Origin of the sequence: Nitrococcus mobilis Nb-231, from assembly GCF_000153205.1 — a bacterium.
Taxonomy (GTDB): domain Bacteria; phylum Pseudomonadota; class Gammaproteobacteria; order Nitrococcales; family Nitrococcaceae; genus Nitrococcus; species Nitrococcus mobilis.
In genome coordinates this window covers 1,256,542-1,279,815 of the sequence record NZ_CH672427.1, presented here as the reverse complement: position 1 = coordinate 1,279,815, position 23,274 = coordinate 1,256,542, and the positions used below count along the sequence as shown (strand labels likewise).

Annotated in this window: 25 protein-coding genes; 19 read left to right on the top strand and 6 right to left on the bottom strand. The window is 56.9% G+C overall.

What is annotated here, in order from left to right; translation table 11 throughout:
- Positions 1-59 precede the first annotated feature (59 nt).
- Both NB231_RS05875 and ubiA read left to right on the top strand, forming a co-directional pair.
- Entirely contained in the window at positions 60-626 is a 567-nt protein-coding gene (locus NB231_RS05875; RefSeq protein ID WP_040661924.1) for a chorismate--pyruvate lyase family protein, read from the top strand.
- Positions 627-643: 17 nt separating this feature from the next.
- A complete protein-coding gene (gene ubiA, locus NB231_RS05870) occupies positions 644-1,522 on the top strand; it encodes a 4-hydroxybenzoate octaprenyltransferase (RefSeq protein WP_005000545.1) in 879 nt (292 codons plus the stop codon).
- Here the strand turns inward: ubiA and NB231_RS05865 are convergent.
- Positions 1,507-2,166 carry a ComF family protein gene (locus NB231_RS05865; RefSeq protein ID WP_005000544.1) on the bottom strand — a complete coding sequence of 220 codons (660 nt, stop codon included), beginning with the start codon at positions 2,164-2,166 and terminating at the stop codon, positions 1,507-1,509. The two genes, ubiA and NB231_RS05865, sit on opposite strands and share 16 nt — an antisense overlap.
- A gap of 148 nt (positions 2,167-2,314) precedes the next feature.
- On the opposite strand from NB231_RS05865, the gene bioB reads away from it, so the two are divergent.
- The 6 genes from bioB to NB231_RS05835 all read left to right on the top strand — a co-directional run bounded on the left by bioB (position 2,315) and on the right by NB231_RS05835 (position 8,895).
- On the top strand, positions 2,315-3,337 hold the full coding sequence (bioB, locus tag NB231_RS05860) for a biotin synthase BioB (RefSeq protein ID WP_005000543.1): 1,023 nt from the start codon (positions 2,315-2,317) through the stop codon (positions 3,335-3,337).
- Entirely contained in the window at positions 3,337-4,227 is an 891-nt protein-coding gene (gene bioC, locus NB231_RS05855; RefSeq protein ID WP_040663324.1) for a malonyl-ACP O-methyltransferase BioC, read from the top strand. The genes bioB and bioC overlap by 1 nt, the downstream gene beginning before the upstream one ends.
- Positions 4,228-4,381: 154 nt before the next feature.
- On the top strand, positions 4,382-4,942 hold the full coding sequence (locus NB231_RS05850; protein ID WP_005000541.1) for a DUF2244 domain-containing protein: 561 nt from the start codon (positions 4,382-4,384) through the stop codon (positions 4,940-4,942).
- A 161-nt stretch (positions 4,943-5,103) separates the two neighbouring features.
- On the top strand, positions 5,104-5,985 hold the full coding sequence (coxB, locus tag NB231_RS05845) for a cytochrome c oxidase subunit II (protein ID WP_005000540.1): 882 nt from the start codon (positions 5,104-5,106) through the stop codon (positions 5,983-5,985).
- A 115-nt stretch (positions 5,986-6,100) separates the two neighbouring features.
- Positions 6,101-7,711 (top strand): cytochrome c oxidase subunit I, encoded by a 1,611-nt coding sequence (gene ctaD, locus NB231_RS05840; protein WP_005000539.1) that lies wholly within the window; start codon positions 6,101-6,103, stop codon positions 7,709-7,711.
- A 320-nt stretch (positions 7,712-8,031) separates the two neighbouring features.
- Positions 8,032-8,895, top strand: coding sequence for a cytochrome c oxidase subunit 3 (locus NB231_RS05835; protein ID WP_005000537.1), 864 nt, complete (start codon positions 8,032-8,034; stop codon positions 8,893-8,895).
- Here the strand turns inward: NB231_RS05835 and NB231_RS05830 are convergent.
- Complete coding sequence (locus tag NB231_RS05830) at positions 8,892-9,116, bottom strand: twin transmembrane helix small protein (protein WP_005000536.1); 225 nt, start codon at positions 9,114-9,116, stop codon at positions 8,892-8,894. The genes NB231_RS05835 and NB231_RS05830 overlap by 4 nt on opposite strands.
- Before the next feature lie 85 nt (positions 9,117-9,201).
- Between NB231_RS05830 and NB231_RS05825 the strand changes: the two genes are divergently transcribed.
- From NB231_RS05825 to cyoE, 4 genes are read left to right on the top strand one after another with little or no spacing between them, the layout of a single operon-like run.
- Positions 9,202-9,933 carry an SURF1 family protein gene (locus NB231_RS05825; protein WP_005000534.1) on the top strand — a complete coding sequence of 244 codons (732 nt, stop codon included), beginning with the start codon at positions 9,202-9,204 and terminating at the stop codon, positions 9,931-9,933.
- Positions 9,923-10,567 carry a hypothetical protein gene (locus NB231_RS16675; RefSeq protein ID WP_005000533.1) on the top strand — a complete coding sequence of 215 codons (645 nt, stop codon included), beginning with the start codon at positions 9,923-9,925 and terminating at the stop codon, positions 10,565-10,567. The genes NB231_RS05825 and NB231_RS16675 overlap by 11 nt, the downstream gene beginning before the upstream one ends.
- A gap of 36 nt (positions 10,568-10,603) precedes the next feature.
- Complete coding sequence (locus NB231_RS05815) at positions 10,604-11,641, top strand: COX15/CtaA family protein (protein WP_005000532.1); 1,038 nt, start codon at positions 10,604-10,606, stop codon at positions 11,639-11,641.
- Positions 11,638-12,570 (top strand): heme o synthase, encoded by a 933-nt coding sequence (cyoE, locus tag NB231_RS05810; RefSeq protein WP_005000531.1) that lies wholly within the window; start codon positions 11,638-11,640, stop codon positions 12,568-12,570. The genes NB231_RS05815 and cyoE overlap by 4 nt, the downstream gene beginning before the upstream one ends.
- A 220-nt stretch (positions 12,571-12,790) precedes the next feature.
- Here the strand turns inward: cyoE and lipA are convergent, their stop codons facing one another.
- Both lipA and NB231_RS18960 read right to left on the bottom strand, forming a co-directional pair.
- Positions 12,791-13,795, bottom strand: coding sequence for a lipoyl synthase (lipA, locus tag NB231_RS05805; protein WP_005000530.1), 1,005 nt, complete (start codon positions 13,793-13,795; stop codon positions 12,791-12,793).
- Positions 13,796-13,961: 166 nt separating this feature from the next.
- Positions 13,962-14,138, bottom strand: a complete 177-nt coding sequence (locus tag NB231_RS18960; protein ID WP_005000528.1) for a hypothetical protein — start codon at positions 14,136-14,138, stop codon at positions 13,962-13,964.
- A gap of 106 nt (positions 14,139-14,244) precedes the next feature.
- Here NB231_RS18960 and NB231_RS05795 point away from each other — a divergent pair, with 106 nt between their 5' ends.
- The gene (locus tag NB231_RS05795) at positions 14,245-14,487 is read left to right on the top strand and encodes a sulfurtransferase TusA family protein (protein WP_005000527.1); all 243 of its coding nucleotides are present in this window, start codon (positions 14,245-14,247) and stop codon (positions 14,485-14,487) included.
- A 201-nt stretch (positions 14,488-14,688) separates the two neighbouring features.
- On the opposite strand, the gene sohB is transcribed toward NB231_RS05795, so the two are convergent.
- Positions 14,689-15,678 (bottom strand): protease SohB, encoded by a 990-nt coding sequence (gene sohB, locus NB231_RS05790; protein ID WP_005000526.1) that lies wholly within the window; start codon positions 15,676-15,678, stop codon positions 14,689-14,691.
- Positions 15,679-15,791: 113 nt separating this feature from the next.
- Between sohB and NB231_RS05785 the strand changes: the two genes are divergently transcribed.
- The 6 genes from NB231_RS05785 to NB231_RS05765 all read left to right on the top strand — a co-directional run bounded on the left by NB231_RS05785 (position 15,792) and on the right by NB231_RS05765 (position 22,255).
- Entirely contained in the window at positions 15,792-16,064 is a 273-nt protein-coding gene (locus tag NB231_RS05785) for an ORF6N domain-containing protein (protein ID WP_005000525.1), read from the top strand.
- Positions 16,065-16,193: 129 nt separating this feature from the next.
- Entirely contained in the window at positions 16,194-16,829 is a 636-nt protein-coding gene (locus NB231_RS05780) for a peroxiredoxin (RefSeq protein WP_005000524.1), read from the top strand.
- Positions 16,830-17,308: 479 nt separating this feature from the next.
- A complete protein-coding gene (locus NB231_RS18335) occupies positions 17,309-17,845 on the top strand; it encodes a hypothetical protein (protein ID WP_156776911.1) in 537 nt (178 codons plus the stop codon).
- Positions 17,846-18,387: 542 nt separating this feature from the next.
- Positions 18,388-18,975, top strand: coding sequence for a Uma2 family endonuclease (locus NB231_RS05775; protein ID WP_005000521.1), 588 nt, complete (start codon positions 18,388-18,390; stop codon positions 18,973-18,975).
- A gap of 190 nt (positions 18,976-19,165) precedes the next feature.
- Positions 19,166-20,917: a type I secretion system permease/ATPase gene (locus NB231_RS05770; protein ID WP_005000520.1), complete on the top strand. Its 1,752-nt coding sequence runs from the start codon at positions 19,166-19,168 to the stop codon at positions 20,915-20,917.
- A gap of 3 nt (positions 20,918-20,920) precedes the next feature.
- Positions 20,921-22,255, top strand: a complete 1,335-nt coding sequence (locus NB231_RS05765) for an HlyD family type I secretion periplasmic adaptor subunit (protein WP_156776910.1) — start codon at positions 20,921-20,923, stop codon at positions 22,253-22,255.
- Between the two features lie 171 nt (positions 22,256-22,426).
- Here the strand turns inward: NB231_RS05765 and NB231_RS05760 are convergent, their stop codons facing one another.
- A complete protein-coding gene (locus tag NB231_RS05760) occupies positions 22,427-23,221 on the bottom strand; it encodes a DUF7901 domain-containing protein (protein WP_005000517.1) in 795 nt (264 codons plus the stop codon).
- Positions 23,222-23,274: the final 53 nt, after the last annotated feature.

Sequence of the window (23,274 nt, the reverse complement as noted above, 5' to 3'; positions counted from 1 at the left end):
GTTTGGTTCGCAGCTAAACAAGCGGGCGGTGGGCAAACGATGACGAATCGAGGCAACGGGTGAATCGAGGTGTCCGTAAGTGGCGGCCGCGCCGGTTACCGTTGCAGCGCATGGCATTGCCGTTGCTGCGCCGGTGGTTGGATGAGCCGGGTTCATTGACGCGGCGGATACGCCACAAGTGCTCTGGTTGCTTTTATGTCGAAGTCTTAGGCGAACGGTGGGGCGCCCCGTTTTTAGACGAGGCTCGCCGTCTCGGTCTGCGGCATAAAAATTGGGTTTGGCTGCGCGAGGTCTTGTTGTGCTGCGATGACAGCGCGTGGGTTTATGGCCGCAGTGTCATTCCCGGACAGACCTTGCGCGGGCACCTGCGCGGGTTGCAGCAACTGGGTCAGCAACCACTTGGCAGCGTCCTGTTCAAGCGCCACCCGGTAAGCCGCGGTAAGATCGAGATCGCGCGTTTGGCTGCGGACGACGGTCTGTATCGTCAGGTGGTACAGAGCACAGCGGTTGCGCCAGGTTGCTGGGCACGGCGGTCGGTTTTTCACGTCGCCGAGCACCCGTTATTGGTCACCGAAGTATTTTTGCCGGCGCTGGCGGCTCGCGCCGCCGGTGGCGAATCGTTCTAAGTCGGCGGGCACATTTAATGGAGCAGATGACAAGCACTCTCTTGGATCGCGCCGTGCAGTATGCGCGGCTGGCTCGGCTGCATCGTCCGATCGGCAACTTTTTACTGCTCTGGCCTATGTTGTGGGCCTTGTGGATTGCGGCCGCCGGGCGGCCCGATCCTCGGGTTTTGGGCGTTTTCTTGCTCGGCGTGCTGGTGATGCGGGCAGCCGGCTGTGTGATTAACGACTATGCCGATCGCCGTTTCGACGGCCGGGTCAAGCGTACCCATGATCGACCCATGGCGATCGGCGCGGTCCGCGCACAGGAGGCGTTGCCGTTATTCGTGCTGTTGTGCTTGGTTGCATTTGGTCTGGTTCTGCTGATGAATCGACTGACTATTTATCTTTCGGTCGTAGCTGTAATGCTGGCAGTTACTTACCCATTCATGAAGCGCTATACACACCTGCCGCAAGTGCACCTCGGCGTCGCTTTTGGTTGGGCGGTTCCCATGGCCTTTGCGGCGCAGACCGGCAACGTGCCGACCATAGCCTGGTTGATTTTCCTGACGGCTGTGATTTGGGCGAGCATTTACGATACCGAATACGCCATGGTGGATCGGGATGACGATCTGAGAATCGGTCTCAAGTCTACGGCGATCCTGTTAGGCCGGCATGACCGCGCCGCAATCGGCCTCCTGCAACTGCTAATGACTGCTCTACTGATCTGGATCGGTGTCTTGGCGCACCTTGGACTGTTTTTTTGGTTCGCGCTGACATTGGCTACGCTGTTGTTCGGCTATCAGCAGTATTTGATCCGTGGCCGTCGCCGCGCGGAATGCTTCCGTGCCTTCCTCAACAACAATATTTACGGCGGCGTGATTTTTATCGGGATCGCCTTGCATTACCTATCGAGCTGAGGAGTGCGTGCCATAACCCAGATTTCGACCCGTTCGGCCCCGGCGCGGCGTAGCGTTTTGGTCAGCTCGGTTACGGTCGCTCCGGTGGTCAAAACATCGTCGATCACGGCCACGTGTGCCGGTACGTGGCGTGTTGTTACTTGGAACGCCCCGCGCGTGTTACTCCGGCGTTCGCTTCTGTCCAGGCCGGTTTGTGCGGCTGTTGCACGGCTGCGGCGGACTATTTGCGGGGCGAGCGGGGCATCCAGGCGGCGAGCGAGCTCAAGCGCCTGATTAAAACCCCGTTGGCGTAGCCGCTGTGGATGCAGGGGAACGGGTATCACTGCATCGGGCACCGCTACGCCCCGTCGGTGCAGGTAATCGGCGAGTAAATCACCCAAACACCGGGCCGCGGCAAGATCACCCCCATACTTTAGGGCCTTGAGCAAGGCATCGATGGGATGGCAATAGCGAAACGGAGCGCGAACGTGTCGGAAAGGCGGGGGGTGGCGCAGGCAACCGCCGCACAGCCGCTCCTCGCCGGTATCAGTAAGCGGCAACGCGCATTGTCGGCACTGTGCATCCAGCCAGGGCAGCTCCGCGGCGCAAGGCTCGCATAGCTCGAGCCCGTTCACCCCTGGCGCGGCACAAAAGCGGCAACGCATGGGATAGAACCGCGTATGGACACGATTTAGCCATCGGTAAACCCATGGCGAGGAATGACGGTTGACAGTTAACGTGACCACGCTACCATCGCTTACACGCTAGTTTCCCACTCGAGAGAATAACCCCATTACGGCGGAGAACGAGCCGATGGCAGTGAGCGAGGGCGCAGACATTCGCCACGACTGGCGACACAGCGAGGTCGAGGAACTGCTCGGGCAAGCCTTCAACGATTTGCTGTTCCAGGCCCAGGAGATTCATCGGCGTTATTTTGACCCGAATGAGGTTCAGGTGTGCACGCTGCAAAGCATTAAAACCGGCAGCTGTCCGGAGGACTGTAAATATTGCCCCCAGAGTATCCGCTACCATGCCGGTGTCGAGCCTGAAGCGCTCATGAACGTCGAGACGGTGCTCGCCGCGGCACAAAAGGCGCGCGCAGCCGGTGCAACGCGGTTCTGCATGGGGGCGGCCTGGCGACGCCCGAAAGATCGGGATCTAACGCGTGTCATCGAAATGGTGCGGGCGATCAAAGCCTTGGGAATGGAGACCTGTGCCACTCTGGGTATGCTCACCGCTGCGCAGGCGCAGCGCCTGCAAACGGCGGGCCTCGACTACTACAATCACAACATCGACACTTCGCCCGAGTACTACCCCAATGTCATCACGACTCGAACCTATCGGGATCGTCTCGAGACTTTGGCGCATGTTCGAGCCGCTGGAATCAAGCTCTGCTGCGGCGGTATCATCGGTTTGGGTGAGACCCGTGCCGACCGCGCGGGCATGCTCTGTACCTTGGCGAATCTCCCGGAACACCCGCAGAGTGTGCCGATCAATCAACTCATCCAAGTCCCGGGCACGCCATTGTACGACACCCCGGCAGTGGAGCCGTTTGAGATGGTTCGCGTGATTGCGGTCAGCCGTATCCTCATGCCGAAGGCATGGATTCGGCTATCCGCTGGCCGCTGTGAGATGAGTGACGAGACGCAGGCCCTGTGTTTCTTGGCCGGTGCCAATAGCATTTTCTATGGTGAGCGCTTGCTCACCACCGATAACCCCGAAGAGCAGCACGATCGGGTCTTGTTCGCCAAGCTCGGTTTACGCTTTCAGGCGCGTTCGGAGTCTGATCGGTCGGTGTGCGGAGCGGCCGGCAAGAGGATTCGGAGGCCGATCTGATGGAGTCGGGTCAGCAGTGTCTGGACAAACGGCTGCTGCGGCGCTCCTTCAATGCCGCGGCGGCGAGCTACGATGCGACGGCCGTGCTGCAGCGAGAGGTCGGCAAGCGTCTGATCGAGCGCCTCGAGCTGATCCGGTTGAACCCGCGCTGGATTCTGGATATCGGGGCGGGCACCGGAGCTACGACGCGCCGGTTGATGCAGCGCTATCCGCGTGCGCGCTTCGTTGCGCTTGATGTCGCCTCTGCTATGCTGCGCCGAGCTCGCCGCCGCGCTCCCTTGCTGCAGCGGTTGCGCTGTGCCTGTGCCGATACCGAGTCGCTTCCCTTTGCCGCGGGTAGCTTCGATCTCGTTTTCTCCAATCTCACATTCCAATGGGTTAACGATCCGGAGCGAGTCTTTCGTGAAATCCAGCGGGTGCTGCGGCCGAACGGTTTACTGCTGTTCACCAGTTTTGGGCCGGACACCTTGAAAGAGCTGCGCCAATCTTGGGAGTGTGTCGATGGCTATGTGCACGTGAACCGATTTGTCGATATGCACGAGGTGGGCGATGCACTGGTGCGCGCGCGCCTGGCCGATCCGGTCATGGAGATGGAATATTTTACCTTGACTTACCGTAGTGCGCGCGATCTGATGCGCGAGCTCAAAGCCCTTGGTGCTCACAATATCATCGTTGGCCGTAATAGGGGGCTGACCGGGCGTCAGCGTTGGTTTGCCATGGAGGCCGCCTATGAGCGCTTGCGTGCTGCCGAGGGGTTGCTGCCTGCGACCTACGAAGTGATCTACGGTCATGCCTGGGGTACGCAGCCCGTGCGTCAGACGGTGGATCGCTCGGGTGCGATCCACGTCCCGCTGGCCGAGCTCGGGAGACGTCGATTTAGAGCGCGTTGACGGCCGTTATCCTGCTTTGCTCGGCCTTTACAAGTATCAACGATGTCGGCTAAGGTTGTTTTTGGGTTGCGGGCTCAATAAAATGTCCCGCACCGTGGAGTAACCGCGTGCAGCTGAAGTAGGCGCTTACCGCCTCCTCGGGAGGTGGAGGGTAATGGTTGCGACACAGTACGACGAGAAGGATGGATCTTGGTGCCTTATTTTGCGCCCAAACGTCGCATTATCCTGGCGGCAGGCAAAGCTGTTCCTGCTGTTCACGGCGGGCGTCTGTTTCGCCGCAGCGGGCGTGTTTGCTCTGATGGGCATGTGGCTGATTCTGCCATTTGTCGGCTTGGAGATCGGGGCGTTGACGTTGGCGCTCATCATCACGGCGCAGCGGGCGTATGATACCGAGGTCGTCCATGTTTCGGAGTCCAAAGTCGAAATCGATAAAGGACGGCGCCGCCCGGAACGGCATTGGAGTTTCGATCGACTTTGGAGCGAGGTGATCTTGGCCGGGCCGGGACACCCGTGGTACCCGACGCGCTTGGCGGTGCGTTCACGGGGTGAGCAGGTCGAGTTGGGTCGCTTCCTCGCCGACGAGGAGCGGGCCCGGGTGGCCGGGGAGTTGCGCCGCTGGATCGGTCCCATGGCGGGGCTGGGCGGCCCCATCGCAAGACTAAGAATCAGTCCGGCCATCGAGCGTAAGGACGGGGCTACCCACCGCAAGGCCTGATGAAAGGCTAGTGCAATTAAGGTTGCTTTCTAACAGCTGATTCTCAGGGCGGAATGCCGCGGTATTTTGAATCGCGCGCGTTCAAAGTAGTGTTGTGAGTTTTTTTGTCTTATTTAGGGCAAGCCTTACTGAACAAATCACCTTCGGGGAGGTTGCAGAAGATGAAATGGGATAAACGATTGGTCGCGATTACTTCGGGCCTTACAGGGGGGTTGGCGCTTGCTGCGACCCCGGCATGGGCAGGGCTCGGGGAATTGAACCTGCCGTACGGCGTAACGAGCATTGCGCACATGAACTACGATCTGAACATGCTCGTGCTGTGGATCACGATTTTTATCGGCATCATCGTTTTCGGCGCGATGGGTTATTCGATGTACTATCATCGCAAATCGCAAGGTGCCGTCGCCGCTCAGTTTCACCACAATACGACCATAGAAATCGTTTGGACGGTTCTTCCATTGCTTATCCTGGTCGGCATGGCAATCGCCGCGACTCGGGGGCTGGTGTTGATGTACGACACCGATAACGCCGACATGGATATCAAAGTCACCGGTTATCAATGGCAGTGGCGCTACGACTACCTCGGCGAGGGGGTCAGCTTTTACAGCAAGCTCGACGAACAGAGCAACCAAGCCCGAGTGCTGGGATCTTCGGTGCGGCCGGAGCGGGTGGATAATTATCTGCGCAATGTGGATAAGCCGTTGGTGGTGCCGATCAATACCAAGATTCGTTTCCTGATCACCGCTGATGACGTGATTCATTCCTGGTGGGTGCCGGATTTTGGCTGGAAAATGGATGCCATCCCTGGATACATTAACAGAGCGTGGGCGAATATCGAGCAGCCTGGCGTGTATCGGGGACAATGCGCCGAGCTTTGCGGGCGTGACCATGGCTTTATGCCGATCGTGGTGATAGCCAAGACTCCGGAGGAGTACAAGAAGTGGCTGGCCGAGGAGAAAAAGCGCCAGAGTGCCTCGGAAGGTGCTGAACAGGCCGCCGCCGAGCCCTCGCCTGCGATCGATGTAGCTCAGACTCAAAGCTAACTGATCAGCGTGGCCTCCGCCGCAGCGGCGGTGCAATGCGGCTTTCCGCGAAGCGGTGGCGACGCGTTGAGGGATTTTTCCGAATGTTAAGGAAATCGTGCCGAGGAGGTTTTAAATGAGTGCTGTTGACCACGCGGCGGATGCCCACCATCACGAGGGGCCCGAGCCTGGGCTTTTACGGTGGGTTTTCACGACCAACCATAAAGATATCGGTACATTGTACCTGTTGTTTTCGCTGATGATGTTCTTCATCGGCGGGACAATGGCGTTGATCATTCGGGCAGAGCTTTTCCAACCAGGAATGCAGCTGGTCGATCCTTATTTCTTCAATGAGATGACCACGCTGCACGGGCTGGTCATGATCTTCGGCGCCATCATGCCGGGCTTCGTCGGGCTCGCCAACTGGCAGATACCGATGATGCTCGGTGCGCCGGATATGGCACTGCCCCGGTTGAATAACTGGAGCTTTTGGCTGCTGCCATTCGCATTCACCCTGTTGCTGTCCACCCTGTTCATGCCCGGTGGCGGGCCGGCCGGTGGCTGGACGATGTATCCCCCGCTGATGCTGGAAACGGGGCAAGCGTTCCCGTTCATTATCTTCGCAGTCCATTTGATGGGCATGTCCTCGATTTTGGGAGCCATTAACATCATCGCCACCATCTTCAACATGCGGGCGCCGGGGATGACGTTGATGATGATGCCACTGTTCATATGGACCTGGCTTATCACCGCCTTCCTGCTGATCGCCGCGATGCCGGTGCTCGCGGGTGCGGTTACGATGTTGCTTACCGACCAGTATTTCGGCACCCATTTCTTTAATGCCGCCGGCGGCGGCGACCCCGTGATGTACCAGCACATCTTTTGGTTCTTCGGGCATCCCGAGGTGTACATCATGATTCTGCCGGCGTTCGGGATCGTCTCTCAGATCATCCCGACCTTCGCCCGCAAGCCGCTGTTCGGTTACGCTTCGATGGTCTATGCGACCGCCTCGATCGCGTTCCTATCGTTTATCGTTTGGGCGCATCACATGTTCACTGTCGGCATGCCGCTGGCCGGTGAGCTGTTCTTTATGTATGCAACCATGTTGATCGCGGTGCCCACCGGGGTGAAGGTATTCAACTGGGTAGCCACCATGTGGGAAGGTTCCATGACCTTCGAGACCCCGATGCTGTTTGCGTTGGCGTTCGTGATTTTGTTCTCCATCGGCGGTTTCTCGGGGCTGATGCTGGCGATCGCTTCGGTCGATTTCCAGTATCAGGACGGCTATTTCGTGGTCGCGCACTTCCACTACGTGCTCGTCACGGGTGCCGCGTTTGCGATCATAGCGGCGGCGTATTACTGGCTGCCGAAATGGACCGGCAATATGTATGACGAGCAGCTCGGTAAACTGCATTTCTGGCTGTCAGTGGCTTCGGTGAACGTGCTTTATTTCCCGCAGCACTTCGTGGGCCTGGCCGGTATGCCGCGACGCATTCCGGACTATGCGGTGCAGTTCACCGAGTGGAACATGGTCTCCACAGTCGGTGGCTTTGTTTTCGGTTTCTCCCAGCTGATTTTCCTTTGGATCATTATCAAAGCGATTCGTGGCGGAGTTAAGGCGGATGCTAGGAGCTGGGAGGGCGCGCATGGGATGGAGTGGGAAATACCCTCACCGGCGCCCTATCACAGTTTCCAGACGCCGCCCGATATCAGCAAGGTCATGGCCAGAGGGGACGCGCATTCTTAATTGCACGGACCATTGCTTCGGGCATATATGTAAAGCCCGGCGACTGCAGCGCAGGGTCGCCGGGCTTACCCGGACGAGACGATGAAAACGATGTCACAGCAAATGGATTCCGAGGAACGCAGACGTAAAGTGCGACGTACCGTGATTATTCTGTCCGTGGTTGCCTTTACGGTCTACATCGCGTTCTATTTGGAACGCATATTTTATTAATCGGTAAATGATCCATGACAGCCTGATTAGCACTGCGTGTTTAGGGCTAACGGCTGTATGTGCCGATTATGCGGCATCAAAATAACGGGCCTTACGGAGGTGTTTTAAAAATGGCTGCAACACACGGTGGCTACTACTTACCCCATGGAAGCCATTGGCCTATCACCGGCAGTATTGCGTTGTTTATACTGGCGGTGGGCACGGCCTCGTATTTCCAAGGTGCGGGCTGGGGACCATGGGCCATGCTTCTCGGCTTCGCCATCCTGATCTTCATGATGTTCGGTTGGCTCGGAACCGTAATCAGCGAAAGCGTAGCCGGCGCATACAATGAACAAGTCGACCGGTCGTTCCGCTGGGGGATGTCCTGGTTTATTTTCTCGGAAGTGATGTTTTTTGCCGCGTTTTTCGGCGCGCTATACTATGCACGGGTTCTCTCGGTGCCGTGGCTGGGTGGCGTTGATGTGGAAACCAACAAATTGTTGTGGGATGGGCTCAGTCTCAATTGGCCCACGGCGGGGCCCGGCCATGCAGATTTCGAATTTGAATACATGCCGGCTTGGCCAATCCCGACAATCAATACCATTCTCCTGCTGACCTCCGGCGTGACCATCACGATTGCTCATCATGCGTTGAAAGCCGCTGACCGTGAAAAACTGGTCAAGTGGATGTGGGCAACAGTGGGCTTGGGCGCGACCTTCTTGATGTTTCAGGCCTATGAGTTTTACGAGGCTTGGCATCATATGAACCTGACGATGCACACCGGCGTCTATGGCTCGACGTTCTTTATGCTGACCGGTTTCCATGGTTTCCACGTCACCATTGGAACGATCATGCTGATTGTGATCACGCTGCGTTGCATGAAGGGGCATTTCACACCTGAGAATCATTTTGGTTTCGAAGGCGTGGCCTGGTATTGGCATTTCGTCGATGTGGTCTGGCTTGGCCTGTTTATCTTTGTCTATGTCTTGATTTAATAGGTTAACGGGCTACGGTTTACGGGCAGAACGCCAGTAAACATCAAAATAAGTATCAGTGCGAACAGCACCACCGACAATGTGATGCGCAGGGTTAGAGATTGGAGCATTCTGCGGGACTTACTGCCGTCTCGGACCAGGAAAAAACCCGCGGACATGAGGCTGATGAAAATGGCGATTAGGGTGATGACAATTCCTATCTTGATCAATAGCACGGCCATTTGAAACTCCTGTGATTTGGCATCATGAGTTGGTAATTATAGGTGATTAGGGCAGTAGTGGGCATCGACAACCGGCTGACAGGTAATGCGAATCGGTTCTTACGAATTCCGCCCAGGTTTCGTTCCCACGTTAGCAGTGGTGCTCGTGCTGCCACTGCTGACTGCCCTTGGTTTTTGGCAGCTCGACCGGGCGAAAGAGACCCAGGCTTATTTAGATAGTCTACACGCTGGCCGCCAGGCAGCGGCCATCAATCTGAATACGACAGAGCCTGAGTACTCGGTAGCGCAGCACCGAATCGCTACCGCCCGTGGCCGATACGACAGCACACATCAATTCTTGCTTGATAATCAAGTTTACAAGGGACGTGTCGGCTACCATGTCCTCACCCCTTTGCGGCTGAGCGATGTGGGTGCGGCCGTTCTAGTCGATCGCGGCTGGGTAGCCGCGCCGTTTGATAGAAAGGTCCTCCCCGATGTCGGCGTACCGGAGACTGAACGCGGTGTCAGCGGAGTGATAGACAAAGGTCCGTCGGTGGCCGTCAGGCTGGGTCGAGCGTATGTAGGGCAAGGCGATTGGCCGCAGCGGATCGGATATGTAGACTTCTCGTATATCGCGCAAGCTCTGCCTTACCGGGTAACACCCTATCTTATCCGGCTCGATCCGGATGCGGGGGATGGTTTCGTCCGCGTGCCGCCGAAACCCGCCATGGGGCCGGAGAAGAATCTGGGCTATGCGGCGCAATGGTTCGCCATGGCGACCGCAGTAGTAATCATCTATTTCCTAGTTAATCTAAAGCGCCGAGTCAATGACAACTGATATCGAGTCCACATCGGGGCAGGGCCGGCGTCGTGCCCGTATGCAAATTTTAATTATTGCAGGGCTTTTCGCCGCTCCCATGCTATTGGCATGGCTGCTCTTTACGATGGGTTTGTGGCCGAGCGGTACGACCAACCATGGCAAGTTGATTCAACCTCCGCAAGCAATGGCAAGCAGTGACTGGACGACTCGATCGGGAACACCGTTCGGCCGTGCCGATCTGCTCGGCTATTGGAATCTGCTCCTGGTCGTGGACGGGCGCTGCGAGCGAGTTTGCCTGGAGTCATTGGACCTGCTGCGCCGGCTGCGCCTAGCCCTTGGAGCGAATGCCGACCGAGTGCATCTATTGTTGCTGCAGCCGCACGGGGCTCCTGCGCCTGATTTGCCCAAGGTCTCGCAGCCCGTTGTATTCGAATTGCTCGCACCCAACCCGCGAATCGCTTCCTTGCTAGCGAAGCGCGCGGGCACGGCTGAGGGGGGAACGGGGGTGTTCATCATCGACTATCGCGCTTTCAATATGATGACCTACCCGGTGCCGTTTGACGGCAGTGGCATGCTTGATGATATGGAACATTTATTAAGAGTTTCCAACCGTCAAGTTGAACGCAATCAGCAACAATCCCAGGATCTTTAAACAATGACTGCAAGCCAGACGATGACTGCGAATCCAATGATGACGGCCAGAGGAGCGACGGTGGCAAGCCCGTGGTTTTATCGTTTCTCGCTACTAGCGACGGTGCTCGCGCTCGGTGTGGTAGTGCTCGGCGCGTATGTGCGCCTAAGCGACGCCGGGCTCGGTTGCCCCGATTGGCCTGGTTGCTACGGTCATCTGACGGTACCGGAGAGCCCGGCTGCGCAGCAGGCGGCGCAGGCAGCCTATCCACACCGCCCGCTCGAGGCGGCCAAAGGTTGGAAGGAGATGATCCATCGCTATTTCGCCGGTGCTCTTGGGTTGCTGATTCTCGGTTTAGCAATTGCCGCTTGGCGTAAGCGCAAAATTTCGGGCTATCCACTGGTTATCCCGCTGCTTTTGCTCGGCTTGGTGGTATTTCAGGCTTTACTCGGGATGTGGACGGTGACTTGGCAGCTCAAGCCGGTGGTCGTGCTCGCGCATCTGCTCGGTGGACTGACGATCGTCTCATTACTGTGGTGGCAAGTCTTACGAATGAGGCGCTCCGGCGAGAGTTCGAGTGGGCTCGTTCCGAAATTTTGGCTAAAAGCGGCTTTGGCGCTCGGCTTGGTTCTCGTGGTAGCGCAGATTGCGCTCGGCGGCTGGACGAGCTCCAATTACGCAGCGTTGGCGTGCAATCAGTTTCCGGCCTGTCATGATGGACAGATTTGGCCTAATGCTGATTTCAGCGAGGGTTTCGTGCTGTGGCGCGGACTCGGGATCAACTACGAATACGGTGTGCTCGAAGCGCCGGCGCGGGTCGCTATCCATTTGGTACATCGATTGGGCGCCGTAATCGTCGCCGTGTTCACCCTCGGATTGGCACTCGCTCTCTGGCGCTGGGTGCCCGGGCGTGTCGCGACATGGAGCGCCGTAGTACTCGCATTGTTGGTGACCGCTCAATTCGTTCTGGGGGTGAGCAACGTCCTGTTTATCTTGCCCCTTCCAGTAGCGGTAGCACATAATGCTGGAGCTGCGCTGCTACTTTTGACGTTTGTGACACTTAACCACCTCATTAGACCGGTGCGTGCATCATGAGTAGAAGTATCTCTATCACTTGGATTGAGCCAGCCCGCCAGCATTTGATCCGCCATTGGCGCGATTACTATGAATTATGCAAGCCAGGGGTTGTCGCTCTGATGGCCTTTACAGCAATCGTTGGCATGTTGGTGGCAAGCCCAGGCGAGGTGCCTTGGCGGGCGTTGACTTTGGGCAGCCTCGGGATCGCACTGGCCGCGGGTTCGGCCGCCGCGATTAATCACATGGTTGACCAACGCATAGACGGGCAAATGTGGCGGACCAAGCGCCGGCCTTTGCCAACCGCGCGCATTCGAACGCCGCACGCCGTCGTCTTTGCCAGTCTGTTAGGGGTCAGTGGGCTCGGTATTCTCTACTTATTCATCAATCCGCTCACCGCTTTTTTGACATTTCTATCGCTCATTGGCTATGCATTTATTTACACGCTCTATCTAAAACGAGCGACGCCGCAGAACATAGTTATTGGCGGTGCAGCGGGTGCGGCACCTCCTATGCTAGGCTGGACGGCCGTTACCGGATCGATTGATCCGAATTCGCTGCTCTTGTTTCTCATCATCTTTGTTTGGACACCACCGCATTTCTGGGCGCTTGCTATTCATCGGCGAGAAGATTACGCCAAGGTCAATATTCCCATGTTGCCGGTAACTCACGGTGACCGTTATACCCGCTGGAATGTGCTTTTTTATACCATCCTACTGGTGGCGGTCAGTGCCTTGCCGTTTGTCACAGGACTCAGTGGACTTATTTACCTGACCGGCGCGATGATCATGGGCGGGATTTACCTTTACTATGGTGTGGCCATGCTGGTTTCGTCAGATAAGTCGCTGCCCATGAAGTCATTTGGTTTCTCCATCATCTACCTGATGGCAATCTTTGCTATTTTGTTGTTCGATCGGTATTTACCCTACATTAAATTGGCATTGTCGTGAGTGGATGTCGGCAACCGTGGCTGGGGTAGGGTAACCCGATGTGATCGGCCGCGGTGCTCCGGAAAGCTACCCTATGCTGCGACCGACCACTGGACGGTCGGTCGTTTCGCTTAGCGAGCTAGCAGTTTATCGGCCCGATTTGCAGAGTGGGGCGGGGATTTTACTAGCTGCGGTTACTGCGTTTGTGGCACGGCTATCAGAGCCTAGCAGTTTGATTCGATTACGTGTCGGTGCTCTGGCTGAGGCCGCAATTAGTCTGTTCTAGTACGCGTTCGGCGCGGTAGCTCGAGCGGACCAACGGACCAGAGACGACTTCCAGAAAGCCTTTTTGCAATCCCAAGCGACGATATTGCTCGAATTCAGCGGGTGTGACGTAGCGCTGCACCGGTAGGTGATTAAGAGTGGGGCGCAGATATTGTCCGAAGGTGATGATATCCACCCCGACCGCTCGCAGTTCGTCCATGGTTTCCAGGACCTCTTCATCCGTCTCACCAAGGCCCAACATCAAACTGGTTTTTGTCAGTACCGTAGGATAATGTTGTTTGACATATTCAAGGACACCTAATGTCGTCTCGTAGCTGGCACGCGGATCCCGGACCGGATGAGTCAGTCGCTTCACCGTCTCGACATTTTGCGCGAATACATCGATATTGGTGCCGGCTACCTGCGCGACGTGTTCCAGTACGCCTTTGAAGTCAGGTGTTAGAACTTCGATCGCAGTTTCCGGGTTGTTTTGTTTAATCCATCGGACGCAGTCTGCATAGTGCGAGGCGCCACCATCGGGTAAATCATCCCGGTCCACTGAGGTGAGCACAACGTATTTAAGCCCCATGAGCTGCACCGTTTCGGCGGCTAGCCGCGGTTCGTCCGGGTTGAGCCGGCCGCGCGGGTTGCCGGTGTCCACGGCGCAGAAACGGCAGGCACGCGTGCAGACGTCGCCCATCAACATCAGGGTGGCGGTGCCACTGCCCCAACATTCAGCGATGTTAGGACACATGGATTCCTCGCACACCGTAGCCAGGCGGTGATCGCGAACAATTTGCTTGACTCGCTGATAGCCTTCGCCCGTAGGTATCCGTACTCGCAGCCAGCTCGGTTTGTTGCCACGTGGGATCGCCGTAGCGCGGCGATCCACTTTGAGTCCGTTTTTGATGGCACGGATGCCATTGGGTTTGGCGATTTTGGTTCCGCTTATGACGATAGGGATGCCCTTAAGGTCGCTCATGGCGTAGAAATCTCTATTCAATTTCGTCCGAATGGTCTACAGATCAGAGTGTGACCTGGTGCGATGGCACCAGAGCTCATAGTCTAGCGATTTTAGACCGGCTTCGAGCAAGGCATGGGCCTACACAGTAGGACTGCCCGCTAGCCGCCCGCTTTCTAGACGATGTTCAATCCTTGCCGTAGGGGTTGTTCATAACGTCGAACCATTCACTGTGGGCTTTGTCGGCGTTCTTGCGCCAACGTTCGACCTGTTCCCGCGAGTACTCCTCGCGCAGCTGCTCGTCACTGACCGGGCGTGGGTCGAATTCGTGCTCTTGGCGATCGGTGTCGTGGTTTGTGCTCATAAGGGAATCCCGCCCCCCATTCTGGTGCAGTAATCAGTTATACTGTCGACGGTTGATAGTTTGGGATAACGAATTTTACGCTGCCCGTAAGCTTATGACTGCAGCAATGAGTATCCAGTACGATGTCGATCTCGATTTGCGCGGACTCAACTGCCCTTTGCCAATCCTACGGACGAAAAAGCAACTCGTCACCATGCTCAACGGGCAGGTGGTTCGCGTGCGGGCTACCGACCCGCACTCAGTGATCGATTTTACCGCTTTTTGCATTAAAACCGGGCACGAGCTCGTAGATCATTGGCGACACGAGGATGAGTTTTACTTCCTTGTGCGCAAGTGCGCTGCAAACTAGCTGCGAAGAAAGCCTCAGCGAGGCAATAATTCGGCCAGTTCATGTACTGGTCCATGACAGGTTTGCACGCTTGCTGGAGTGTGACGACGCAAATTCCTCCTGGGCTTCATTAAAATGCGTTTGCATTGCCCTGCCCTAATCAATGGCAGAAGTGTGTGCCAATAGGGACACAGTGTCTTACTCAAGTATAATGGGCGCCGTTCAGTGTCCCATGAGTCGCTTCAGCAGGGATTCGAACCCGAGCGCGAGGCGGCGGGTCATGCGTTCACGACGCCGAAAACGCAGACTGATGAGCTCCATTGTCTCCAGTCGGCTTAAGATAAAATCGTCGCTGGTGCCTAACTCGTCCACGAGCCCGAGTTCGCAGGCACGCTCACCAAGCCAATATTCACCGGTTGCGATCCGGTTGATCTCGACGTTAGGTCGATAGCGGGCAATGTGCTCCTTAAACGATTGATGGATCTCTGCCAACTCCTCTCGAAACTTTGCCCGCGCGGCATCCGTATTTTCCCCGAACAGGGTAAGCGTCCGCTTGAATTCACCGGCGGTATGCAGTTCGAAATCCACCTCATGCTTCTTTAGCACGCGGTGGAAATTGGGGACTTGGGCGATCACTCCAATGGAGCCGACGATCGCGAAGGGTGCGGCAACGAGGCAGTCGGCAACACTCGCCATCAAATAGCCCCCACTGGCTGCCACACGATCGATACTTATAGTGAGATGGATACCCCGTTTGCGTAGTCGGATAAGCTGCGAGGCGGCCAACCCATAATTGTGTACCAGCCCTCCCGCGCTCTCCAACCGCAGCAAAACTCTATCCTGCGGCCGAGCCGCGGTTAAGATGGCGCTGATCTCCTCACGCAAGCTCTCTGTTGCGCTCGCCCGGAGGTCGCCCTGGAAGTCCAGGATGAACAGCCGAGGGCGATCGCTGGTGTCTTTGCTGTTGGCCTGACGGGTAGCCGTGGCGCGTTTTTTCCGGTGCCATACAGGCCGCCGTGGGGTAAACACACCCTCGATACGCTCCACCCTATCCCGGTAGCGTTCATTGAGACGATTCAGCTCCAGGCGGTCTCGGGAACGGCCGCGACCGCGCATGGTCGTTGCCGCGGCGGTGCCGATTACGGCGAGCAGCGCAATCACCACGGTAGCTGTCTTTGCTAGAAAGAGGCCGTAGTCGTACAAAAAATCCATGGGCTTCGTTCCCGCTCCGCTAGGCGTTTACACTTGCCATGATGACAGGTATTAGACACATTTGTTCACCTCGATACGTCTTTTGACGGGACGTCGTTGGCGGGTTCGCTAGTATGAAGACGCAACCTTTCCACTACCGCGGCCGGGAGGTGATGACCTTACGGCAGCTCGATCGGCTCAATGGCGTGCCTAAAGGGACGAGTTTCCGGGTCTTCAAGCGCGTGCGGCCTTGCCTGGAAGAAGGGATGGATTTTTTCTGTCTGGCCGCGAATGAGCATTCGAAGCTGGCAGAGGCGCTGCACCAATCCGGCGCGCTTTATCTTGCAAGTGTCAACATGGTGTTGATTACACGGCGCGGATATGAGCGGATGCAGCGCAGTATATAACGCATGGTATGATAAATAGAGTAAACGATTCCACCGAAAAATAATCATGCTGTAGCTATGTGGTCGACCGTGACGATGGACGACTGTATGCTGCGGCGACAGGCTAAGCATAACTAAGGAGGCCGTTTTATGTCGCTACGAATCGGTGATACCGCTCCCAATTTTACCGCCGAGACCACTGAAGGCACCATTGACTTCCATCAATGGATTGGTGACCACTGGGCGGTGCTCTACTCGCATCCAGCGGACTTTACGCCGGTATGCACCACGGAGCTGGGACGCACGGCCAATCTCAAGCCAGAGTTCGATAAGCGCAACACCAAAGTAATCGCGGTAAGCGTGGATTCAGTAGCAGACCACCGCCGCTGGATTGACGACATCAATGACACTCAGCAGACCACGGTCAACTTCCCAATCATCGGCGATCAGGATCGCAAGGTCGCTGAACTCTACGAGATGATCCATCCCAAGGCCAGTGACACCGTACCGGTTCGATCAGTGTTCTTTATCGATCCAAACAAAAAAATCCGGGCGATGATTACCTACCCGCCGGCTACCGGGCGTAATTTCCAGGAGATTTTGCGGGTGATCGATGCCCTCCAGCTCACCGATAATCACAAAGTTGCCACCCCCGTGGATTGGAAGGACGGTGATGATTGCGTAATCCTTCCGAGCATCTCGGACGAGCAGGCTAAGGCACAGTTTCCCAAGGGCTGGAAGACACTACGTGCGTATCTGCGTTTGACGCCACAGCCCAACAAGTAATAGCGTTAGAGCCTTCTTCGGAAGACGCCGTGACCCAGTGCCGGCGTCTTCTTTTTGAACGTCGCGAATTCTTCCAAGGGTAATTGCGAGCAAGCGTGGCTGGCCTTTATCGCTGCCGCTTGATGCTAAAGCGCAATCCTTAGCCTGGTAGACTTCGCCGCGTGGCGAATAAATCAGATACCCCTGGGGTATGGCCAGACGTTTTAGTCCAGCCGCCTCAGTTGATCGGGCTGCTATCCGAGTATGTAATGCGCTGTGCCTGTCTTGCTGCTGCGTGATTGGTTTCAGCTCTCTAACTAACAATTGATCGTTGCTGTTATCGAGCCCGTAAAACCGAGCCATTTTATTTGCATATTTTAGCCAGGGACTCCGAAATGGCCAGGCATGGCGTTCCTATAGTGCGAGACAAGTCCTGTTGTACTGCATGAGCTGCCCATACTCACCAGCACCAGCAAACAAATATATTTTGAGGTAAACCGATGTCGCATTATCAAAAAATAGAGCAAGTTCCTGGTCAACAAATATGGGTCGAAACTTGGAGTTGGTGTGATTCTCGTTCACCGTGTGCGCCTCTTATCTATACGAGCCTAGGTGGTGAAGTCAATGTTTGGACGGTGAGGCCTAAAGAACGTAAACCAATGCCAATGGGGATAAAAGTTTTGTGCGCTGTTCCGGGAGTTTATTTTTTTTGGTTGGTTGCGAGTTGGATCAATAAAGCCATAATGGAAAAGAATCGTTACAAAGCTGAGATCGTAATCAGAGTTCGTAATTCTTATTGCGATGATTCTGGAAAAGAAATCGTTCCACGAACCAACATCCGCTCGTCAGCTAACCCCTATTCTCAAGAAGAGTGGGCTGTTGGCTTATTTTATCCTCGCAAGCCGCGCCTAGGGGATCAGGCGACACGTGTCGTATCAATTCAAACCGAGGCGGAGATCTTTATTGGCCCACACTCGTTTCATCATACTACTTGGCAGGGTGCATCCAGCGGCGCTCGTGAAGCTTCCAAGGTGTGAGGTTCCGTGTGATCTTTTGGACAGCGGATCTGGCGTTTGAGCGTGGCCCGTGATGCGATGAGACAACTCTACCGGCACCTTGGCGCCCGATGATGCCTCTCTCTTTACACCTCCTGGCTCGCGCCACGCCCTGAACGTAAAAGGTAGCTTCGAGTTCGAGCGGACAATTCCGTTCGACCCCCTCCCTGTCAGGATAGATGTCGTCTCACCGAGTTATCCTTCTAATAAAGATGGGGGGCGATAGGGGAAACGATGTCCAAGTATCCTGACGAGCGCAGGGCGGCGGCACTGGCCAAGCTGACGATGGTAGCCAACAACACCCGTGAATTTGAGCGTGTGGACGGCCTGAAGCTGGAGAATTGGGTGCAATAACCGCGATCGACGCTATTTTCGACAGCCCCGTAGCGTCCATCAGGATGATTTCGTGCTGCGTCTGACCGAATACTGCACGCAGTCCTGAATATAATGGCTGCTGCCCGCCGCTCCGATATAATGAATCTGCAGATATAGCAACCGGCGCGCGGCGTCGATGGAGTCGATCCATGGGTGCGGCCGTATTTCATGTCGAGGCAAGGGAGCGGCGCCGCTTCACCGTCGCGGAATACCATCGGATGGGCGCCGTCGGTATCCTCACCGATGATGAGCGGGTGGAGCTGGTGGCTGGGGAGTTGTTGACGATGGCGCCGATCGGCCCGCGCCATGCCGCCTGCGTGAACTTGCTCGTACAATTGTTGTCTCGCAGCGTCGGCGAGGGAGTCGTGGTTTCACCACAAAATGCACTGGTACTTTCGGACGACTCCGAACTCTACCCGGATATCGCTTTGCTGCGGGGACGCCCCGAGTGCTACGCGGACGCTCATCCGCGCCCGGATGATGTGCTCCTCGTCATCGAGGTTGCCGATACTTCGTTGCAGCGTGACCGTGAGGTGAAAGCGCCACTCTGTGCCGCCGCCGGCATCATAGAGCTTTGGATTGTGGATTTGACCACGGGCGGTGTGGAAGTCTTGCGAGAGCCGAGGAAGGACGGTTATAGCTTGACTCGGCGCTTGCGTCCCGGCGACACGTTAACGCCCCTCGCGTTTCCGGATACTCGATTTACCGTGTCGGACGTATTGCCGTCGGTCGAGTGATCAATGATCGAGCTGATGCAACTCCCTAAGCGGCTGAGTGCAGCACACGATTTCCGTATTCTGATCCCCAAATTCGGCGTTGCTCGGCTAGAATGGGTGAGATAAAGAACCGGCCCATTGCATCAGCCGGTATCATAGTCGCAAATGGCCAATGCGCTAGCCAGATAAAACAAGAACACAGGAGCACGCTATGGCCGCCGCTGGCGTTCGAGCGAATACCCGTACCGAGCTCGACGACGCATTATCCGCTTCCCGCGGGGTGTTCGGTTCGGTCGGGATATTCAGCTTTTTCATAAACGCGCTCATGCTGACCGTCCCGCTTTACATGCTGCAGGTATACGGCCGTGTACTAGCCTCGCGCAGCGAAGATACCTTGCTCATGCTCACCATTCTCGCCCTGGGCCTTCTATTGACGCTTGGTTTGGTGGATCTTGCGCGCTCGCGTATTCTCGTTAGGGTAGGTGCCCGCTTCGACAATCGATTGAGCGATTCGGTACTCTCGGCGATGCTCGTCAGTCGTTTGCGCAGCCAGCGGACACACGGCCAGCCGCTTCGCGATCTGGAGACGATCAGAACTTTCCTGACCGGTCCCGGCCTACTCGCCTTGTTCGACGCGCCTTGGACGCCGATTTTTATCCTGGTCATATTCGTGCTTCATCCCGTCCTTGGTTTCGTCGCCTTGGGTGGCGCGGTGATTCTCTTCGCATTGGCGATCGTGGGCGAGTTGATCACGCGCGGTCCGCTCAGGGAAGCATCAAAGGTCTCCGTCAATTCCCATGCGTTTGCCGAATCCAGCCTGCGCAACGCCGAGGCGATCCAGGCTATGGGCATGATGACGGGCCTGTTGCGGCGGTGGTTGCGGCGCCAGGAAACGGCGATCGCGCTGCAAGCGCTGGCCAGCGACCGGGCCGGTGGGGTGAGCGCGAGCGCGAAGATCGTGCGCCAACTGCTACAGATCGGGATGCTCGGTGTGGGGGCGTATCTTGCGATTCGGCAGGTGATTACCCCCGGTGTCATGGTCGTGGCGTCGATCATTATGGCGAGGGCGTTGGCGCCGGTGGAAGTGGCGATCAATTCGTGGCGCAGTTTCTTGAGTGCAAGGTCCGCTTACGCAAGATTGCAGGATCTCATGGCGCAATGGCGGCCCGCACAGGAGCCGATGAAGCTGCCGAAACCGAGCGGAGTACTCGCCGTAGAGGGGGTGGTCGCCGCCCCTCCCGGGGCCACCAAAGCCATCCTCAAAGGAGTGTCTTTCGCTTTATCAAAAGGTGAGATGCTTGGTCTGATCGGCCCCAATGCGGCCGGCAAGTCCACCTTGGCGCGCCTGCTGGTCGGCGTGTGGGAACCGGCGGCGGGGCATATACGGCTCGATGGGGCCGACGTATGCCGCTGGAACCGTGAACAGCTCGGACCGCACGTGGGGTATCTGCCGCAAGACGTCGAGCTATTCGATGGCACCGTGGCCGAGAACATTGCGCGCTTCCATGAGCAGCCGGCGGGTGACAAAGTTGTTGCGGCGGCTAAACGGGCCGACGTACATGAGATGATCCTCGAACTCCCCGAGGGTTATGATACGCCGATCGGGGAAGGGGGCAGCGTTCTCTCGGCCGGTCAACGGCAACGCATAGCACTGGCGCGGGCGCTCTATGGCGACCCGGTACTCATTGTTTTGGATGAACCCAATTCGAACCTCGACGCTGAGGGTGAAGAAGCGCTGCGCACGGCGCTGACGAACCTGCGCGCCGCCGGCAAAACCGTAGTCGTGATTGCGCATCGCCCGGCGATCATCAACGCGGTCGACAAGCTTTTGGTTCTGCGCGACGGCCGAGTCAATATGTTTGGCCCGCCGGCGGAGGTATTGCCGAGTGTCACGCACGCGGTCGTCAATACCGGTGAGCAAAGTGCACGGCGCGGCACGCTGGATAACCAAACCACGAGATAAGCCATGGCTTCGTCCACGCAATCCCGCCCCAAGGAACCGTATCCTCGGAAACCGCCCCTGAATCTGGGTTCATCCATAGCGCTCGGAGTGGTGGCTATCCTGGTCGCATTCGGCGGCTTTGGAACCTGGGCCGCTATCGCACCGCTTGCCAGCGCCGCCATTGCTCCGGGCGTGGTCACGGTCGACAGCAATCATAAAAAAGTTCAGCACCTCGAAGGCGGCATCATCAAAACGCTACTGGTTCGCGACGGCGACAAGGTTAAAGCGGGTGATGTGCTGGTACAGCTTGATGAAACCCAACCGCAAGCCTCCCTTGCGATCCTGCAGACCAAGTCTGACGCTGCCCGTGCCCTAGAAGCGCGCCTGCTGGCCGAACGCGATGACGCGGCCGAGATCGAATTTGCCGATGATTTGTTAAAAAGGCGTGTCGACCCGAACGTCGCGGAGCTGCTCTCTGGGCAGGAAACCCTGTTCGAGGCGCGGCGAAATGCATTGAAGGGTGAAACCATCATCCTCGAGAGCCGCATCGAGCAGCTCAAAAACGACATTGCTGGGGTGCGAGCGCAGCAAAAAGCGAAGGAACACCAGATCGAGCTCGTCGAGGACGAGGCCCGGAGCCTGCAGAAACTGTTGCAGAAAGGCTATGTGGGTAAGCCTCGTTATCTTGCGCTCGAGCGCGAAGTCGCACGTCTGGAAGGCGAGCGTGGGGAGCACATATCAGAGATCGCCCAGGCCAATACCAAAATCGGGGAGACGAAGCTGCAGATCATCCAGCTATGGCGTGAGTTTCAGGAAAAGGTGGCCGATGAGTTGCGCTCGATCCAGGCCGATATCTTGGATCTCAAAGAGCGTATCCGCGCCGCGCAGCATGTGCTTGAGCACATCGAAATCCGCGCGCCGGTCAGTGGATCGGTCGTCGGCATGGCGGTGCATACGGTCGGCGGTGTCATAAAAGCCGGGGAAACGGTTCTGGATATCGTCCCCGTCGATGACCGGTTGATCATCGAAGCAAGGGTGCAACCGCAAGACATCGACAATGTGCATATTGGACAAGAGGCCAACATTCGATTCACCGCTTTTAAACGGCGTAATACGCCGTCATTGGTCGGTCACGTAAGCTACATATCCGCTGATCGGATCGTCGATTCGCGCACCGGCGAAGCCTACTACAAGGCACGTCTCGCCGTATCCGACAATGAGGTGGCGCGGCTCGGTGACAAGCACCTACAGCCCGGTATGCCGGCCGAAGTGATGATCAAAACGGGGGAGGGTACGGCAATCGAATATTTGGCACGGCCATTTCTGGACAGCCTGGAACGGGCGTGGCGAGAGGAGTAAGGCGTATGCCTTCCGGTTGGCCAACTTCCCAAGAGCGGGTGGGCGTCCTTGCCGCCTAAGTAGTGGCAGTCCTTCCTGGCCACAAGATGATTGTGAGCGGTTTTGTATTTATAGGTCCGCGCGGTTGTTGTTATCGCCGCGCGTCCATACCTGCTGCGCTTGGCGTGAAGCTCAGCACGCGCGGTCGGATACACCGCCGTGCCGCCGGCTGCGTTGGGCGCCTACGAGCAACAGCAGACCCAGCACGAACATACCGAATAGCGAGGGTTCCGGGACCGCTGTCGGTGGCCTTCCGGCCGTGAACAACGCAAAGGCCAAATCCCCCGGCGGGCCGCTCGTCCAAGGATCTCCATCGAAGCGGAAGGCATTGTCGCCGGTTTGTTGGTCGCTCAACAACCAAAACCATTCGGCATCTGTTGCGTCGAAGAAGTTAACGATCGAGAGATGGAAAGGCGTGCCTCCCGTCAGAACAACCGGACTCGGCAGGGTTGCATCGAACTGAAACACGGTGCCGCCCGCGATGTCTTGTAAAGCGGTGGCGGTGCGGCTGACGTTGAGCGTCGGCTGCATGAACTCCGTGGATGGATTCGCGTCCGGAATACCCCCCGCGTCGTTGAAAAAGCGCACGTGAAATAGATCGTCCACCCCCGGGTCACCGGGATCGCCCGGATTGATGAGATACGATCCCCACCAGCGCACTTGGGTCACGGCCGCGTCTGAAGACAGCAGGAAATCATCGGCGGACTGATCGTCCTTGAAACTTGAAAAGGCATCGTTGCCGTCCGCCGGAGGCTGCTCGAAAACCTGAGCCGCCCATGCTGCCGGCCCCGTCAGTGCCAATAGCAGTATCCCGCCGAAGGCAAGCGATAACAGCCCACGCCCATCGGCCCAGGCACTCCAATCACAAAATCGACCTTGTCCCATCATTCGAGCCTCCTCGATGTACTGTTCTTTGTTTTGTTGCATGCTTGCCGGAGTGTCCGGAGAATTAAAGAATTATCTGATCACCTAATCCGTTC